Annotated in this window: 12 protein-coding genes; 9 read left to right on the plus strand and 3 right to left on the minus strand. The window is 59.7% G+C overall.

The genetic code is table 11. From position 1 onward, the window contains the following. Positions 1-88 precede the first annotated feature (88 nt). Complete coding sequence (locus ACA055_RS19315) at positions 89-1,429, plus strand: substrate-binding domain-containing protein (protein ID WP_497680109.1); 1,341 nt, start codon at positions 89-91, stop codon at positions 1,427-1,429. 183 nt (positions 1,430-1,612) lie between these two features. Here ACA055_RS19315 and ACA055_RS19320 read toward each other — a convergent pair whose 3' ends face one another. Further along, on the minus strand, positions 1,613-2,842 hold the full coding sequence (locus ACA055_RS19320; RefSeq protein WP_497680110.1) for an acyl-CoA dehydrogenase: 1,230 nt from the start codon (positions 2,840-2,842) through the stop codon (positions 1,613-1,615). Positions 2,843-3,004: 162 nt separating this feature from the next. Here ACA055_RS19320 and ACA055_RS19325 point away from each other — a divergent pair, with 162 nt between their 5' ends. The 4 genes from ACA055_RS19325 to ACA055_RS19340 all read left to right on the plus strand — a co-directional run bounded on the left by ACA055_RS19325 (position 3,005) and on the right by ACA055_RS19340 (position 7,444). Next, positions 3,005-3,934, plus strand: coding sequence for a LysR family transcriptional regulator (locus ACA055_RS19325; RefSeq protein WP_046047541.1), 930 nt, complete (start codon positions 3,005-3,007; stop codon positions 3,932-3,934). A 187-nt stretch (positions 3,935-4,121) separates the two neighbouring features. Then, positions 4,122-4,523: a MerR family transcriptional regulator gene (locus tag ACA055_RS19330; RefSeq protein ID WP_497680111.1), complete on the plus strand. Its 402-nt coding sequence runs from the start codon at positions 4,122-4,124 to the stop codon at positions 4,521-4,523. 158 nt (positions 4,524-4,681) lie between these two features. Further along, a complete protein-coding gene (locus ACA055_RS19335) occupies positions 4,682-5,581 on the plus strand; it encodes a hydroxymethylglutaryl-CoA lyase (RefSeq protein WP_497680112.1) in 900 nt (299 codons plus the stop codon). A gap of 801 nt (positions 5,582-6,382) precedes the next feature. After that, positions 6,383-7,444, plus strand: a complete 1,062-nt coding sequence (locus tag ACA055_RS19340; protein WP_497680113.1) for a 2OG-Fe(II) oxygenase family protein — start codon at positions 6,383-6,385, stop codon at positions 7,442-7,444. A gap of 39 nt (positions 7,445-7,483) precedes the next feature. Here the strand turns inward: ACA055_RS19340 and ACA055_RS19345 are convergent, their stop codons facing one another. Continuing rightward, the gene (locus ACA055_RS19345) at positions 7,484-9,190 is read right to left on the minus strand and encodes an AMP-binding protein (protein ID WP_497680114.1); all 1,707 of its coding nucleotides are present in this window, start codon (positions 9,188-9,190) and stop codon (positions 7,484-7,486) included. 204 nt (positions 9,191-9,394) lie between these two features. On the opposite strand from ACA055_RS19345, the gene ACA055_RS19350 reads away from it, so the two are divergent. The 4 genes from ACA055_RS19350 to ACA055_RS19365 all read left to right on the plus strand — a co-directional run bounded on the left by ACA055_RS19350 (position 9,395) and on the right by ACA055_RS19365 (position 15,065). After that, positions 9,395-10,558, plus strand: coding sequence for an isovaleryl-CoA dehydrogenase (locus ACA055_RS19350; protein WP_129436997.1), 1,164 nt, complete (start codon positions 9,395-9,397; stop codon positions 10,556-10,558). A gap of 12 nt (positions 10,559-10,570) precedes the next feature. After that, the gene (locus tag ACA055_RS19355) at positions 10,571-12,178 is read left to right on the plus strand and encodes a carboxyl transferase domain-containing protein (protein ID WP_497680115.1); all 1,608 of its coding nucleotides are present in this window, start codon (positions 10,571-10,573) and stop codon (positions 12,176-12,178) included. Between the two features lie 116 nt (positions 12,179-12,294). Next, a complete protein-coding gene (locus ACA055_RS19360) occupies positions 12,295-13,110 on the plus strand; it encodes a gamma-carboxygeranoyl-CoA hydratase (RefSeq protein WP_497680116.1) in 816 nt (271 codons plus the stop codon). Then, the gene (locus ACA055_RS19365) at positions 13,110-15,065 is read left to right on the plus strand and encodes an acetyl/propionyl/methylcrotonyl-CoA carboxylase subunit alpha (protein WP_497680117.1); all 1,956 of its coding nucleotides are present in this window, start codon (positions 13,110-13,112) and stop codon (positions 15,063-15,065) included. Before ACA055_RS19360 ends, ACA055_RS19365 begins: the two co-directional genes overlap by 1 nt. Before the next feature lie 39 nt (positions 15,066-15,104). On the opposite strand, the gene ACA055_RS19370 is transcribed toward ACA055_RS19365, so the two are convergent. Further along, positions 15,105-15,752, minus strand: a complete 648-nt coding sequence (locus ACA055_RS19370; protein ID WP_497680118.1) for a LexA family protein — start codon at positions 15,750-15,752, stop codon at positions 15,105-15,107. Between the last annotated feature and the right edge of the window lie 69 nt (positions 15,753-15,821).

The raw sequence follows: 15,821 nt of genomic DNA on the forward strand, positions 1-15,821 counted from the left end.
GCCCGCTCCCACAGGAGCAACTGTCATCTTTCGGACATCTTACTGACTTAATCTCCCGGCACTTCCTTTGGCTATATAAGGTGCCGGCATGACGCTGCGCGTGTTGTTCCTGTTGATGCTGTGCGCCTGGCTGCCCGTTACCGCTTCGGCCGGCGACTTGCCGACGCCCGAGCAGGGCCCGGTGCTGCGCATCCAGGGCTCCAATACCATCGGCGCGGCACTCGGCCCGGCGTTGGTCGAGGGCTTGATGCGCGAACAGGGCTTGCTCAAGGTCCACCGCGAGGCCCCGGACAAAGCCAACGAACTGCGCGTTGTCGGCGAAACCGTTCAGGGTCGCCGGGTCGTGGTGGAAGTCGCGGCCCACGGTTCCAGCACCGGCTTCACCGCCCTGAAAACCACCACCGCCGACCTGGCCGCCTCATCCCGCCCGATCAAGGACCGCGAACGGGTGGAACTCGAACCGCTGGGCGATCTGAAAAACCCCGCCGCCGAACAGGTCATCGCCATCGATGGTCTGGCAATCATCCTTCACCCGCAAAACCCGCTGAACCAACTCAACATCGAACAACTGGCGCGAATCTTCAGCGGCGAAACCAAAACCTGGGAAGAGCTCGGCGGTACCGGTGGGGCCATTCATCTTTATGCGCGGGATGACCAATCGGGCACGTACGACACCTTCAAGGAATTGGTCCTCAGCGGTCGTGGGAAAACCCTGAGCGGCGCCGCGAAACGGTTCGAATCCAGCGAGCAATTGTCCGACGCGGTCAGCCTCGACCGTCAGGGCATCGGCTTCATCGGCCTGCCCTACGTGCGTCAAGCCAAGGCTGTGGCGATTGCCGATGGCCAATCCCAAGCGATGTTGCCGCTCAATAACCTGATCGCCACGGAAGACTATCCATTGTCGCGTCGGCTGTTCTTTTACCTGCCGCCCAACGGGAAAAATCCCTGGGCAGAGGCGTTGGTGTCGTACGCACAAACCAGCAAGGGCCAGGCAATCGTCGCCGCCAATGGCTTTATCGCCCAGACCGTCCAGGCCATGGCCGTCACGCCGAATGCGCTGATGCCCGAGGGTTATCAGGCGCTCAGTCGTCATGCCCAGCGACTGACGGTGAACTTCCGCTTCGAAGAAGGCAGTGCGACGCTGGACAACAAGGCCCGGCAAGACCTGTCTCGGGTGCTCGACTATATAAAGCAGCACGACAAAACCCGTCGGCAGGTGACGCTGGTGGGATTCGGCGACGCCAAGAGCGACCCGGCCCGCGCCGACTTGCTATCGAAACTGCGCGCCATGGCGGTGCGACGGGAACTGGTGAAAAGCGGCGTGGTATTTCGCGAGATTCGTGGCTTTGGTGCCGAAATGCCGGTGGCGGCCAATAGCGCGGATGAGGGGCGGATCAAGAATCGGCGGGTTGAGGTTTGGGTGTATTGAGTCAGATGTTGCTGCGTTGAATGGGCCGACGCCTTCGCGGGCAAGCCCGGCTCCCACAGGATCACACTCAATCTGATATTGCTGCGTTGAATGGGCTGACGCCATCGCGAGCAGGCTCGCTCCCACAAGGATCACACTGAACCTGTGGGAGCGGGCTTGCCCGCGAAGAACGATGACGCGGTCTTACTGCCCGCTACGCATCATTTCTTTAGGCACATACTTGCCGATCTCGAACTTGCCGATCGCCGCGCGGTGCACTTCGTCCGGGCCGTCGGCCAGGCGCAGGGTGCGTTGCATGGCATACATGTAGGCCAGCGGGAAATCATTCGAAACCCCAGCCCCACCATGAATCTGAATCGCCCGGTCGATCACCCGCAACGCCACGTTTGGCGCGACAACCTTGATCTGCGCGATCTCGCTCTTCGCCACTTTGTTGCCAACGGTGTCCATCATGTACGCCGCTTTCAACGTCAGCAGGCGTGCCATGTCGATTTCCATCCGCGAGTCGGCGATCTTGTCGATGTTGCCACCCAGACGCGCCAGCGGTTTGCCAAACGCGGTACGGTTCACCGAGCGTTTGCACATCAATTCCAGCGCACGTTCAGCCATGCCGATCGAACGCATGCAGTGGTGAATGCGGCCAGGGCCAAGGCGACCTTGAGCAATTTCGAAGCCACGTCCTTCACCCAACAGGACGTTTTCGTACGGCACGCGGACGTTTTCGAACAGCACTTCGGCGTGGCCGTGGGGCGCGTCGTCGTAACCGAACACCGGCAGCGGACGAACAATCTTCACGCCCGGCGCATCCACCGGCACCAGAATCATCGAGTGCTGGGCATGACGCGGCGCGTCGGGATTGCTCAGGCCCATGAAGATCAGGATCTTGCAGCGCGGATCGCAAGCGCCTGAGGTCCACCATTTCTTGCCGTTGATCACCCACTCGTCACCATCACGCTCGGCACGGGCGGCCATGTTGGTGGCGTCGGAGGACGCGACGTCCGGCTCGGTCATGGCGAACGCCGAGCGGATCTCGCCGCGCAGCAGCGGTTCGAGCCAGCGTTGTTTCTGTTCTTCATTGGCGTAACGCACCAGCACTTCCATGTTGCCGGTGTCTGGCGCGGAACAGTTGAACGGCTCGGGGCCCAGCAGCGAACGACCCATGATTTCCGCCAGGGGCGCGTATTCGAGGTTGGTCAGGCCGGCGCCGAGTTCGGACTCAGGCAGAAACAAATTCCACAGGCCTTCAGCCTTGGCCTTGAGTTTGAGTTCTTCCATGATCGCGGTCGGCTGCCAGCGATCGCCCTCGGCGACTTGGCGCTCGAACACGGCTTCGGCGGGATAAACGTAGGTGTCCATGAACGCGGTCACGCGCTCACGCAGTTCTTGCACCTTGGGCGAATAAGCGAAATCCATGGGCAGCTCTACCTTTTGACTGGGTTTTGATGAGTTGTTCAGGTCATGGAATCGATGCTAGAACAGCTACGAAAATTTACCTAGCCTATTCTCGGCGTGTATTAACATTCATCACCGATATATGATCGGGTGATCGAGAACCAACAAGAAGAGTGCCGCGCAATGAATCTGAGCAAGGTCGACCTCAACCTTTTCATCGTCTTCGACGCGATCTACACCGAAGCCAACCTGACCCGCGCCGGGCAGATTGTCGGCATCACCCAACCGGCGGTCTCGAACGCTCTGGCCCGCCTGCGCGAGACGTTCAACGACCCTTTGTTCGTGCGCACCGCCCAAGGCATGGTGCCGACGCCCATGGCGCAGAACATCATCGGCCCGGTGCGCAACGCCCTCTCCCTGCTGCGGGTGTCGGTGCAGGAAAGCCGGATTTTCAACCCGTTGCAGGCGGTCAAGACCTATCGCATCAGCATGACTGACCTCACCGAAGCGGTGATCCTGCCGGCGCTGTTCCAGCGCCTGCGTCGCCTGGCGCCGACGGTGATCATCGAAAGCTTCCTGTCCAAACGCCGCGAGACCACCAAGGAACTGGCGGCCGGACGCCTCGATTTTGCGGTGGATGCGCCGCTCAACACCGACCCGCAAGTGCGCCACGTCAAGTTGATGGAAGACCGTTATGTGTGTGCCATGCGCAAAGGGCATCCGCTGGCGGGCAAGGAAAAATTCACCCTCGATGATTATCTGTCCCTGACCCACATCCATATCTCCAGCCGCCGCAGTGGGTTGGGCCATGTCGACCTGGCGCTGGGCAAGATGGGCATCCAGCGCAAGATCGCCCTGCGTTCCCAGCATTACCTGATGGCGTCTCAAGTGCTACAGCAGACCGACATGGTCATGACCGTGCCGGAACGCTTCGCCCGTCGCCATGACCTGTACTCGGTGAACTTGCCGGTCAACGATGTGCCGCCCGTGGAAACCCACCTCTACTGGCACGAAAGCACCGACCAAGACCCGGCCAACCGCTGGATGCGTGAGCAGATGATCGAGTTGTGCCAGCAAGTGACGGCGCATGAGAAGAAGCTCGATAAGGTGTAGGACTTTGCTCCGCGTCATCGTTCTTCGCGAGCAAGCCCGCTCCCACACTGGCCCTGAGTACAACCGGTCAAATGTGGGAGCGGGGTTGCTCGCGAAGAGGCCAGCAAGAACACCGACGATCCACGCCACTTGACGTAAACGTCAACCTGCCATTAGCTTAGCGCCATGACCTTTTTCGAGCGCTTCCATGAGCAGCCAGACCTATAGCATTTCCGACCTCGCCCGCGAGCTCGACATCACCACCCGGGCCATTCGCTTTTATGAAGAGCAAGGCCTGCTTAGCCCCGAACGGCGCGGTCAGGAACGCATCTATACGCCCCGCGACAAGGTCAGCCTGAAGCTGATCCTGCGGGGCAAGCGCATCGGTTTTTCACTGGCCGAATGCCGCGAGTTGATCGAACTCTATGACCCCACTGGCGGCAATCAGAAACAGCTACAAACCATGCTGACCAAAATCGCCGAACGCCGTGAACAACTGGAACAGCAGATGCTCGACATCGAGCAGATGAAGCTGGAACTGGACACCGCGCAGGAACGCTGCGTGCAGGCGCTGGAGCAGACGATCAAGAGCCAGGAAGCAATTCAATAACCAACACACATCCAATGTGGGAGCGGGCTTGCTCGCGAATGCGGTCTGTCAGCCAACATCAATGTTGAATGTAAGTGCGCCTTCGCGAGCAAGCCCGCCCCCACATTGATCGATGTTGACTCCTCTAGCGCATTGACAACCCAAAGCAGGTCAATCCCATGTCCCTACCCACTCACGTACGCCTCGTCGAAGTCGGCCCCCGCGACGGTCTGCAAAACGAAGCCCAGCCCATCAGCGTCGCGGACAAGGTGCAATTGGTCAACGCACTGACCGCCGCGGGCCTGGGCTATATAGAAGTCGGCAGCTTCGTTTCACCCAAATGGGTACCGCAGATGGCCGGTTCCGCCGACGTCTTCGCGCAGATCCAACGCAAACCGGGCGTGACCTATGGCGCCCTCGCCCCCAACCTGCGCGGGTTTGAAGATGCCATTGCTGCCGGGGTCAAGGAAGTCGCGGTGTTCGCCGCCGCGTCCGAAGCGTTTTCCCAGCGCAACATCAATTGCTCCATCAGCGAAAGCCTGGAGCGCTTCGTGCCAATCATGGACGCCGCAAAACAGTACGGCGTGAGCGTGCGCGGTTACGTGTCCTGTGTGCTCGGCTGCCCTTACGAAGGTAACGTCGCACCTGAGCAAGTCGCCCGGGTCGCCCGCGAGCTCTACGCCATGGGCTGCTATGAAGTTTCTCTGGGCGACACCATCGGCACCGGCACCGCCGGCGCAACCCGCAAAATGTTCGAAGTGGTCTCGGCCGATGTGCCGCGAGAAAAACTGGCCGGGCACTTCCACGACACCTATGGCCAGGCCATGGCCAACATCTATGCCAGCTTGCTCGAAGGCATCTCGGTATTCGACAGCTCTATCGCCGGCCTCGGCGGTTGCCCGTATGCCAAGGGCGCCAGCGGTAACGTCGCCACTGAAGACGTGGTTTACCTGCTGAACGGCCTGGGCATCGAGACGGGCATTGACCTGGACGCCTTGATTCTCGCCGGTCAGCAAATATGCACCGTGCTGGGCCGCCCTACCGGTTCTCGGGTGGCGAAGGCTCGTAGCGCGCAGTGAGGGCGCGGATGTGTCCGGGTGTTACCGCAACGTCCGGAACGTGGGGCACAAGCGAGTAACACGGAAACAAATAGTCGGATTCAGGCCGAGCGGAAATCCTTCAAAAAATTCAAAGTATTGATTTTAAAGGGTTTTTAAAAGTTGGCACGGCTTCTGCTATCTCTACTGCATAACAAGAACAAAAAAAGCGGCAAACCTAATAAAAATAAGACGTAACGACTCTGACATAACAAAAACAACACGGCAGAGACGCAGCTAACAGATTTTTTTGGAGAAGGTGTGCTTTTCAGGGTGCTTTTCGGAGTAACCCGCAACCGGGCAGAGAACAATAAAACTACCTTCAGGTAGCTCCCGAACTGGTTGGATCGCGTAGCGAAAAAGTAGATCAGCGCTCAAAAAAATACGTTTGCTCTTGATCCCGGATGGGGATCGACAAAAACAGCGGTAAAGGGTCACGGTTTCCAAAAACAACAACAGACCGCCCCTCAATAATAAAAAAAGAGCACGTAACGACAAAATTAAAGGGGAGCTTCGGCTCCCCTTTGTGCTTTCTGTCCCTCTAGTACACCCCTCCTCCCTGCGTAATATCCCCCTGCGACTAACTGGCCGTTCGTCGACACTGTCAGAGATGACAGGTCAAAACAAAGATTGTGTGCCCTATAACTCGCCTTCCCTCCGGGGATTTGCGGGGACGCTCATGATCCATGCCGCGCAGGCCATGGGTTGTTCTGTTGATCGAAGCTTTTCATCAATGCCTCTCGGATGAGCACACGTCCCTTCTTCTTATGAAAGGAGACGAACATGAGCACATTGCAGACCTTCAAACTGCCCGCCAAGGTAACGGGTAACACCGCCGATATCAGGCTGGGAGAAAAACTGATCGGCGCCTGGCGTGCGGACGGCATTTTCCAGATAGAGACCAGTGCGAGGCAAGATCGCATAACGCAATCGGCATTGGCGACCAGCAAGCTTTTCTTCCAGCAACAACCAGACTTCAAGCGTCGCTGCATCAGCGACCTGACCTACAGCGGCTATATCGCTTCCGGTGAGGAGGTCACCGCCGGTAAAGCTGATTACTCGGAAATCTTCACCGTCTGCAAGGACCTGCCCGAAACCGATCAACGCGTCCAGGACGGTTGGCCGTGCCATGGTCCGGTGCCATGGCCCGACAACGCTTATAAGAAAAGCATGAAGGCGTTCATGGATGAGCTCGGCGTGGCCGGCGAAAAACTACTTCAATTAACGGCGTTGGGCATGAACCTGCCGATCAGTACGTTTACCGACCTGACACACGATGGCTGGCACCACATGCGCGTGTTGCGCTTCCCGACAAAAAATTCCAGGACATCCCGTGGCATTGGTGCGCATACGGACTATGGCTTACTGGTGATTGCGGCTCAGGACGCTGTCGGCGGCCTGTACATTCGCCCTCCGGTGAAGGGCGAAAAACGCAACCGCAACTGGCTGCCGGAAGAAAGCTCAGCAGGCTTGTTCGAACGCAAGAAACCCTGGACTTTCGTAACACCGACGCCAAGAGTGTGGACGGTGTTCCCGGGTGACATCATGCAGTTCATGACTAACGGTTACCTGCTATCCACCCCGCACAAAGTCAAACTCAATACCGGCGAGCGCTTCGCCTGCGCCTACTTCCACGAGCCGAATTTCGAAGCGTCTGCTCGGCCATTGTTCGAACCGGACAGCCACGAACGCATCCATTACGGTGAGCATTTCACTCATATGTTCATGCGCTGCTACCCGGATCGAATCACCACCCGACGCATCCACGAGCAAAACCGCCTGGCGTGGCTGGACGAACTGAAAGACAGCGACAGTCGAGCCACACGTTACGCGACAGGTTCATAAGTGGAGCAATGCCCTGGCCGGCAGTACCGGCCAAGGCATTCAAGGCACCGGATGGCGCGCGGTCGCCAACTCCTCAATGCTGATCTCGCGCATCCGAAACTTCTGGATCTTGCCGGTCACGGTCATCGGGAATTCTTCGACGAACTTAAAGTAACGCGGCGTCTTGAAGTGGGCGATGCGCTCCTTGCACCAGGCTTGCAGCTCTTGTTCAGTGGCGCTGTGGCCCGGGTGGAATTTGATCCAGGCAACGATCTCTTCACCGTAGCGCGAACACGGAATACCGATCACCTGCACGTCCGCCACCGCCGGGTGGGTAAAGAAGAATTCTTCCAGCTCCCGCGGGTAAATATTCTCACCGCCGCGGATGATCATGTCTTTGTTGCGTCCGGCAATGCACACGTAGCCCTCATCATTCATGCTCGCCAGGTCACCGGTGTGCATCCAGCCCGCCTGATCGATGGCTTCAGCGGTGCCTTGTGGGTTGTTCCAGTAGCCGAGCATCACGCTGTAACCACGGGTGCACAACTCGCCGATAGTGCCACGCGGCACCAGGTTGCCCGCCTCGTCGATGATCTTGCTTTCCAGTTGCGGCTGGGTGCGGCCGACGGTGGTGACGCGCAATTCCAGCTCGTCTGACGGACCGGTCTGCAACGACACGGGGCTGGTTTCCGTCATGCCGTAGGCAATCTGCACTTCGCTCATGTGCATGTCACTGATGACCCGGCGCATCACCTCGATCGGGCAGGTCGCGCCGGCCATGATCCCGGTGCGCAGGCTCGACAGATCGAATTCGGCACGCTGGGGCTGATCGAGCATGGCGATGAACATGGTGGGAACGCCGTACAGCGCGGTGGCCTTTTCTTCAGCGACGGTGCTCAGGGTCAGCAGCGGATCGAACGCGTCGTTGGGGTAAATCATGGTGCTGCCGTGGGTGATGCAACCGAGGTTGCCCATGACCATGCCGAAGCAGTGATACAGCGGCACCGGGATCACCAGCCGATCATTAGCGGTCAGGCCCAGGCTTTCGCCGACCATGTAACCGTTATTGAGAATGTTGTAGTGGCTGAGGGTCGCACCCTTGGGGAAACCGGTGGTACCGGAGGTGTACTGAATGTTCACCGCCTGATCGAAGTGCAGGCTGTTCTGGCGTTCGCTTAGCTGTTCGACAGAGACACTGGCCGCGAGATCCGTCAGTTGCGTCCACGGCAGGAAACCCGATGGCGGCTGCGCATCAAGGCTGATGACCCCGCGCAACTCGGGCAAACGTTCGCTGTGCAATTTCCCGATGGATTGCTCTGCCAACTCGGGCACCAGGCCTTGCAACATCCCGTGGTAGTCCGAGGTCTTGAAGGCGCCGGCGCAGACCAGCCATTGGCAACCGGATTGCTTCAAAACGTATTCGAGTTCGGAACTGCGGTAGGCCGGGTTGATGTTGACCAGGATCACGCCAATTTTCGCGCTGGCGAATTGGCTGATGCACCACTGGGCGCAGTTGGGTGCCCAGATGCCGAGACGGTCACCGGTCTGCAGGCCCAGCGCCAACAGTGCTCTGGCGTGCAGATCCACCGCTTCGGCCAGTTGTTGCCAGGTGTAGCGCAGCTGTTGATGGCGCACGACCAGCGCCTCCCCGGTCGAGCACTGCGCCACGGTGTTATCGAACGCCTGGCCGATGGTCATCGCCAGCAAAGTTTTTTCCTGGGAACCACGGGTATAGCTGCGCTGCGGGCTTGCACTGGGTTGATCCATGACGACCCCTATTGTCTTTATTAGTGGGTTGTTGGAACGGGACTTTTGGGTAGCCCCGATCATTCAGAACTGGCTCTACTCTCGCTCAAGTTGACGTTAACGTAAAGGATGATTGACAGCCATTCGTCACAGGCTTACGTTAACGTAAAGGTGAGAGCCAGATCACTGCCCTCCCTACCCTACAAAAAAGCCAAAAGGTGACCCATGAGCTATCCATCCCTGAACTTTGCCCTCGGTGAAACCATCGACATGCTGCGCGATCAGGTTCAGTCCTTCGTTGCCAAAGAGATCGCCCCGCGCGCCGCTCAGATCGACATCGACAACCTGTTCCCCGCCGACCTGTGGCGCAAATTCGGCGACATGGGCCTGCTGGGCGTTACCGTCCCGGAAGAGTACGGCGGCGCTGGCCTGGGTTACCTGGCCCACGTGGTGATCATGGAAGAAATCAGCCGTGGTTCGGCGTCGGTCGCCCTGTCCTACGGCGCCCATTCCAACCTTTGCGTCAACCAGATCAACCGTAACGGCAATCACGAACAAAAAACCAAGTACCTGCCGAAGCTGATCAGCGGCGAGCACATCGGCGCCCTGGCCATGAGCGAACCCAATGCCGGTTCCGACGTGGTGTCGATGAAACTGCGCGCCGATAAACGCGGCGATCACTACGTCCTCAACGGCAGCAAGACCTGGATCACCAACGGCCCGGACGCCAACACCTACGTGATCTACGCCAAGACCGACCTGGAAAAAGGCCCGCACGGCATCACTGCTTTCATCGTTGAACGTGATTCCAAAGGCTTCAGCCGCAGCAACAAGTTCGACAAGCTCGGCATGCGCGGTTCCAACACCTGCGAACTGTTCTTCGACGACGTCGAAGTACCGGAAGAAAACATCCTCGGCGTGCTCAATGGCGGCGTGAAGGTGCTGATGAGCGGTCTCGATTACGAACGCGTTGTCCTGTCCGGCGGCCCGACCGGGATCATGCAGGCCTGCATGGACTTGATCGTCCCGTACATCCACGACCGCAAGCAGTTCGGCCAAAGCATCGGCGAATTCCAGCTGATCCAGGGCAAGGTCGCCGACATGTACACCCAACTCAACGCCAGCCGCGCTTACCTCTATGCCGTAGCGCAAGCGTGTGAACGCGGTGAAACCACGCGCAAGGACGCCGCTGGCGTGATCCTTTACAGCGCCGAACGCGCCACGCAAATGGCCCTCGACGCGATCCAGATTCTCGGTGGCAACGGCTACATCAACGAATTCCCGGCCGGTCGTCTGCTGCGTGACGCCAAGCTGTACGAAATCGGCGCCGGCACCAGTGAGATCCGTCGCATGCTGATCGGTCGCGAACTGTTCAACGAAACCCGCTAAACGGAGCTGTCCATGGCTATCCTGCATACCCAGCTCAACCCCCGTTCGGCGGAGTTCGCGGCCAACAGCGCGGCGATGCTCAAACAGGTCGACGCCCTGCACACCCTGCTTGCCCAAGTGCAGCAAGGTGGCGGCCCAAAGGCTCAAGAGCGCCACACCTCGCGCGGCAAATTGCTGCCTCGTGAACGGATCAATCGCCTGCTTGATCCGGGTTCGCCGTTTCTTGAAATCAGCCAACTGGCGGCCTACGAGGTCTATGGCGAAGACGTGCCGGCCGCGGGTGTGATCGCCGGGATCGGTCGGGTAGAAGGCGTCGAATGCATGATCGTCGCCAACGATGCCACTGTGAAAGGCGGTTCGTATTACCCGCTGACCGTGAAAAAACACCTGCGTGCCCAGACCATCGCCCAGCAGAACCGCTTGCCGTGCATTTATCTGGTGGACTCCGGCGGCGCCAACCTGCCGCGCCAGGATGAAGTGTTCCCGGACCGCGAGCACTTCGGCCGGATTTTCTTCAATCAGGCCAACATGAGTGCCATGGGCATTCCGCAGATCGCGGTGGTCATGGGCTCCTGCACCGCCGGTGGCGCCTACGTGCCGGCCATGGCCGACGAAGCGATCATGGTCCGCCAACAGGCGACGATTTTCCTCGCCGGCCCACCGCTGGTGAAAGCCGCGACGGGTGAAGTGGTCAGCGCCGAAGACCTTGGCGGGGCCGATGTGCACTGCAAGATCTCCGGTGTTGCCGACCATTACGCCGAGAGCGATGAACACGCGCTCGCCATCGCCCGTCGCAGCATCGCCAACCTCAACTGGCGCAAACTTGGCGAAGTACAGCAACGCACACCGATTGCCCCGCTGTATAACAGTGACGAGTTGTACGGTGTGGTCTCGGCCGACGCCAAGCAGCCATTCGACGTGCGCGAAGTCATCGCGCGGCTGGTGGACGGTTCGGTGTTCGACGAATTCAAGGCGCTGTTTGGGACCACGCTGGTGTGCGGTTTTGCCTATCTGCACGGTTACCCGATCGCGATTCTCGCCAACAATGGCATCCTCTTTGCCGAAGCCGCACAGAAAGGCGCGCACTTTATCGAGCTGGCCTGTCAGCGCGGCATCCCGTTGCTGTTCCTGCAAAACATCACCGGCTTCATGGTCGGCCAGAAATACGAAGCCGGCGGCATCGCCAAGCACGGTGCAAAACTGGTGACTGCCGTGGCGTGCGCCAAGGTGCCGAAATTCACCGTGATCATCGGCGGCAGTTTCGGCGCCGGTAACTACGGCATGTGCGGTCGGGCCTATGACCCACGCTTCCTGTGGATGTGGCCGAACGCGCGGATCGGCGTGATGGGTGCCGAGCAAGCCGCTGGCGTTTTGGTGCAGGTCAAGCGCGAGCAGGCCGAGCGTAGTGGCCAGGGTTTCAGCGCCGAGCAGGAAGCCGAAATCAAGCAACCAATCCTCGACCAGTACGAAGAACAGGGACACCCCTACTATTCAAGCGCACGGCTGTGGGACGACGGCGTCATCGACCCGGCGCAGACCCGCGATGTGCTGGCCCTGGCCTTGTCGGCGTCGCTGAATGCGCCAATCGAACCGAGCCGCTTCGGCGTGTTCCGGATGTGATTTTTTGTGGGAGCGGGCTCGCTCGCGAAGATGGCGGCACATCCAGCATTGATGTGACTGAAATACCGCTTTCGCGAGCAAGCCCGCTCCCACAAGGACCGTGGAGACGGACGAACATGAACGACTTCAACACCCTCGAACTGCTGAGCGATCCAAGGGGCTTTGCGACTCTTTGGCTCAGCCGTGAAGAAAAGAACAACGCCTTCAACGCCGAGATGATCCGCGAATTGATCCTCGCCCTGGACAAGGTCTCGAGCGATGCCAGCCTGAAGTTTTTATTGGTACGCGGCCGCGGCAAGCATTTCAGCGCCGGCGCCGATCTGGCGTGGATGCAGCAATCGGCCGAACTCGATTACCACACCAACCTCGACGACGCCCGGGAACTGGCGGAATTGATGTACAACCTCGCCAAACTGAAAATCCCGACGCTGGCGGTGGTACAAGGCGCGGCCTACGGCGGCGCGCTCGGCCTGATCAGTTGCTGCGACATGGCGATTGGCGCCGACGACGCGCAGTTCTGCCTGTCGGAAGTGCGCATCGGCCTGGCGCCAGCGGTGATCAGCCCGTTTGTGGTGCAAGCGATTGGTGAACGTGCGGCACGGCGTTATGCGCTGACCGCCGAACGTTTCGGCGGGCAACGGGCCCGGGAAATCGGCTTGTTGTCAGAGAGTTATCCAGCCACTGAGCTGGAGCAAAAAGTCGAACAATGGATCGACAACCTGCTGCTCAACAGCCCGGCAGCCATGCGCGTAAGCAAGGACTTGCTGCGTGAAGTCGGCCACGGCGCTCTGACCCCGGCGCTGCGCCGCTACACCGAAAATGCCATCGCCCGCATCCGCGTCAGCCCCGAAGGCCAGGAAGGCCTGCGCGCCTTTTTGCAAAAACGTCCACCGAGCTGGCAAGCCGAAACCACCACCAAGGAGCCGCGTTGATGAGCGCACCTGTTCTCACCACCCTGCTGGTAGCCAACCGCGGCGAAATCGCTTGCCGGGTGATGCGCACCGCCAAGGCCCTGGGCCTGACCACCGTGGCCGTGCACAGCGCCACCGACCGTGATGCCCGGCACAGCCGCGAAGCGGATATCCGCGTTGACCTCGGTGGCAGCAAAGCCGCCGACAGCTACCTGCAAATCGACAAACTGATCGCCGCCGCCAAGGCCAGCGGTGCTCAGGCGATTCATCCGGGTTATGGCTTTCTTTCCGAGAACGCCGGCTTCGCTCGCGCGATCGAAGCAGCCGGCCTGATTTTCCTCGGTCCGCCCGCCTCGGCCATCGACGCCATGGGCAGCAAATCCGCCGCCAAAGCCCTGATGGAGACTGCCGGCGTGCCGTTGGTGCCGGGCTATCATGGCGAAGCTCAGGACCTCGATACCTTCCGCGATGCCTGCGAACGCATTGGCTATCCGGTGCTGCTCAAGGCCACGGCGGGCGGTGGTGGCAAAGGCATGAAAGTAGTCGAGGATGTCAGCCAACTGGCCGAAGCCCTGGCCTCGGCCCAACGTGAAGCGCAATCGTCGTTCGGCGATTCTCGGATGCTGGTGGAGAAGTACCTGCTCAAGCCGCGTCACGTGGAAATCCAGGTGTTCGCCGATCAGCACGGCAACTGCCTGTACCTCAACGAACGTGATTGCTCGATTCAGCGCCGCCACCAGAAAGTCGTCGAAGAGGCACCTGCGCCGGGTCTGAGCCCGGAATTGCGTCGCGCCATGGGCGAGGCCGCCGTGCGTTCGGCACAGGCCATCGGTTATGTCGGCGCCGGCACCGTGGAGTTTCTGCTGGATTCGCGTGGCGAATTCTTCTTCATGGAAATGAACACGCGCTTGCAAGTGGAGCACCCGGTGACCGAAGCCATCACCGGTCTGGACCTGGTAGCCTGGCAGATTCGCGTCGCCCGTGGCGAAGCGCTGCCGATGACTCAAGCCGAAGTTCCGCTGATGGGCCATGCGATCGAAGTGCGGCTGTACGCCGAAGATCCGGGCCATGATTTCCTGCCGGCGACCGGGCAGCTGGAGCTGTATCGCGAATCCGCCGAAGGTCCGGGACGCCGGGTAGACAGCGGCGTTGAAGAAGGTGATGAAATCTCGCCATTCTACGACCCGATGCTCGGCAAACTGATTGCCTGGGGCGAGGACCGTGAACAGGCACGCCTGCGCTTGTTGAGCATGCTCGATGAGTTTGCGATCGGCGGTCTCAAGACCAACATCAATTTCCTGCGGCGGATCATCGGCCATCCGGCGTTTGCCGCGGCCGAACTGGATACCGGGTTCATTCCCCGTTATCAGGAGCAATTGCTGCCAGCCCCTGCGAACCTCAGTGACGAATTCTGGCAAGCCGCCGCCCAAGCGGTTGCCCAGAGCCAGCCGAACTCCCCGCGTGCCGACGACCTGAGTTCGCCTTGGGGCAACAGCAACGGTTTCCGTGCCGGACTTCCTAAAGAAATCACCTTGCACCTGAGTTGCGAGGGCCAGGACCGCGCGCTGACATTGGGCAACGCCGATGCCCACACCGCACAACTCAAAGGCGAGCAATTGCTGACCGAGCACAACGGCCTGCGTCGCCAGCATCGGGCCATCCGCCGTGGCGACTTTGTGTACCTGCAATGGGAAGGTGAATTGCGCCGCATTGAGTCCTATGACCCGATCAGCGCTGTCGAAGCCAGTCACAGCCATCAGGGCGGGCTGACTGCCCCCATGAATGGCAGCATCGTGCGCGTGCTGGTAGAGGCCGGGCAAACGGTCGAGGCCGGCGCGCAACTGGTGGTGCTGGAAGCGATGAAGATGGAGCACAGCATTCGTGCGCCACACGCCGGAGTGATCAAGGCGCTGTATTGCCAGGAAGGCGAGATGGTCAGCGAAGGCAGTGCGTTGGTCGAGTTGGAAGAAGCCTGAAATGAAGATCGGTCCTACGCCTTGCGCGGACCGATCTGATTAGAATTTGGCTGTCGCCTGAACCACCACGCCGATGATTCGGCATTCTTCGGTGTAAAGGGCTTTCGGATACGTCGGATTGAGCGGGACCAGGTAACGCTGCCCGCCCTCCTCGATCAGCTTGCGGAAGGTCGCCTCGGCGCTGTCCGGCCACTGGGCGATCACCAGTTTTCCGGGCTCCGGCACAATGGCCGGGTCCACCAGGATCAACATGCCCTCGGCAATGCTGAGACCGCTGGGTGCGGTCATCGCATCACCCACCACGCTGAGCCAGAACGCCGCGCCTTGAGCATGGTAATCGGTCAGCTCGAAACGCGCGTTGGCGTAGACCGTCAGCTCGCCGTCACGCACCTCAGCCGGTTCTCGCCAGTCACTGACCGGGTAGCGGAAGTACGGGTTGTACTTATGCGCCAGAGGCACCTCGTCATCATCCGAGACGAGAGGCTCACGGATCACCAGAGCCACTTCGAGAAAGTCCATTCCAAGCGCTTTCAACACGCGGTTCATGTTGTCAATGCCGGGGTCGCGACGTTTATTCAGCCAATGACCAATGCCGCCCTGGGACATCCCGAGGCGATCGGCGAGTATTTCTTGAGTGACTTTGAGTTCACTCATCTTGGCCTTGACCAATTCAATCCATTTATCCATGTGCGGCACGATACGTGGGCGCCTCCGGCCTTCAAAACACAAATTGTAGTATTTAAATCCTCGTCACAA

It is taken from the genome of Pseudomonas sp. LBUM1657 (genome assembly GCF_059716075.1).

Bases quoted from the DNA above. Each gene is read 5' to 3' on its own strand.
- ACA055_RS19360 (WP_497680116.1), top strand. From the start codon at position 12,295: ATGAACGACTTCAACACCCTCGAACTGCTGAGCGATCCAAGGGGCTTT.
- ACA055_RS19320 (WP_497680110.1), bottom strand. From the start codon at position 2,842: ATGGATTTCGCTTATTCGCCCAAGGTGCAAGAACTGCGTGAGCGCGTG.
- ACA055_RS19345 (WP_497680114.1), bottom strand. From the start codon at position 9,190: ATGGATCAACCCAGTGCAAGCCCGCAGCGCAGCTATACCCGTGGTTCC.
- ACA055_RS19370 (WP_497680118.1), bottom strand. From the start codon at position 15,752: ATGGATAAATGGATTGAATTGGTCAAGGCCAAGATGAGTGAACTCAAA.
- ACA055_RS19325 (WP_046047541.1), top strand. From the start codon at position 3,005: ATGAATCTGAGCAAGGTCGACCTCAACCTTTTCATCGTCTTCGACGCG.
- ACA055_RS19365 (WP_497680117.1), top strand. From the start codon at position 13,110: ATGAGCGCACCTGTTCTCACCACCCTGCTGGTAGCCAACCGCGGCGAA.
- ACA055_RS19340 (WP_497680113.1), top strand. From the start codon at position 6,383: ATGAGCACATTGCAGACCTTCAAACTGCCCGCCAAGGTAACGGGTAAC.
- ACA055_RS19330 (WP_497680111.1), top strand. From the start codon at position 4,122: ATGAGCAGCCAGACCTATAGCATTTCCGACCTCGCCCGCGAGCTCGAC.
- ACA055_RS19335 (WP_497680112.1), top strand. From the start codon at position 4,682: ATGTCCCTACCCACTCACGTACGCCTCGTCGAAGTCGGCCCCCGCGAC.
- ACA055_RS19350 (WP_129436997.1), top strand. From the start codon at position 9,395: ATGAGCTATCCATCCCTGAACTTTGCCCTCGGTGAAACCATCGACATG.
- ACA055_RS19355 (WP_497680115.1), top strand. From the start codon at position 10,571: ATGGCTATCCTGCATACCCAGCTCAACCCCCGTTCGGCGGAGTTCGCG.
- ACA055_RS19315 (WP_497680109.1), top strand. From the start codon at position 89: ATGACGCTGCGCGTGTTGTTCCTGTTGATGCTGTGCGCCTGGCTGCCC.